The following is a 1,127-nucleotide window of genomic DNA, read 5'->3' as shown; positions in this document are numbered from 1 at the left end:
GATGCCCAGGCACGTTGGTCGAGATCGTGTGACGACACGGTCTGATCTGTAGACGGGCGAAGGCCTCCCGGGTGTGGAGTGGAGCTGTCTAGGAACCGCTCCCGCACCCGAGGAGGCCTTCGTGGCTCACGCTACCCACTCCAATGCCGCTCTCACCCCGCGCGCCCGACTCCGTCTCGCCCGCCTGGTCGTCGAGCAAGGCTGGTCGCCGGCCCGCGCGGCGGAGCGTTACGACGTCTCCTGGCGGACCGCGAAGAAGTGGGCCGACCGCTACCGCGACGAAGGACCGGCCGGGATGCTCGACCGGTCCTCGGCCCCGCATCACCAGCCGAACCGCACGCCGGCGCCGGTCGTGCGCAAGATCGTGCACCTGCGCTGGAAGCAACGACTCGGACCGGTCGAGATCGCAGACCGGCTTGGTATGGCCTCCTCGACCGTGCACGCCGTGCTTGTGCGCTGTCGCATCAACCGGCTCACTCACATCGACCGGGCCACCGGCGAACCGGTCCGCCGCTACGAACACGACAAGCCCGGTGACCTGCTCCACGTCGATGTGAAGAAGCTCGGCAAGGTCCCCGACGGGGGTGGCTGGCGCTACGTCGGCCGCCAGCAAGGTCAGAAGAACCGTGCCGCGACATCGGCACGCACCGGCATGCCCAAGAGCCAGTATCGCCAGCCACTGGTGGGCACCTGCTTCCTGCACACCGTGATCGACGATCACTCCCGTGTTGCCTATGTCGAGGCGCACGACGACGAGACCAAAGAGACCGCGACCGCGGTCCTGCGCAACGCGGTCGCCTGGTTCGCCCGGCGTGGCGTCATCGTCCGGCGTGTGATCAGTGACAACGGCAGCTGCTACAAGTCGAGGCTCTGGTGCCAGACCAGTGCCGATCTCGGCATCGTGGTGAAGAAGACCCGCCCCTACCGGCCCCAGACCAATGGGAAGATCGAGCGCTTCCACCGGACCCTGGCCGAGGGCTGGGCCTTCAAGAAGTTCTACAACTCCGAGTCAGCCCGACTCGCGGCTCTGCCAGCATGGCTCCACGAGTACAACCACCACCGGCCCCACTCAGCAATCGGGAAGGCCGCGCCCATCACCAGGTTGACCAACCTGGCTGGGCATCACA

General features: G+C 67.0%; 1 protein-coding gene. It reads left to right on the top strand.

Annotated features, from left to right (window positions below; genetic code table 11):
- Positions 1–121: 121 nt before the first annotated feature.
- Positions 122–1,127, top strand: a 1,006-nt coding sequence (locus tag ABZ881_RS30910) for an IS481 family transposase (RefSeq protein WP_358489597.1), incomplete at its 3' end; no start/stop codon positions are given.

The sequence above is a fragment of the Pseudonocardia sp. NPDC046786 genome, from assembly GCF_040645415.1.
In the GTDB taxonomy this organism is placed as follows: domain Bacteria; phylum Actinomycetota; class Actinomycetes; order Mycobacteriales; family Pseudonocardiaceae; genus Pseudonocardia; species Pseudonocardia kongjuensis.
This window is presented reverse-complemented; position numbering and strand designations above follow the sequence as displayed.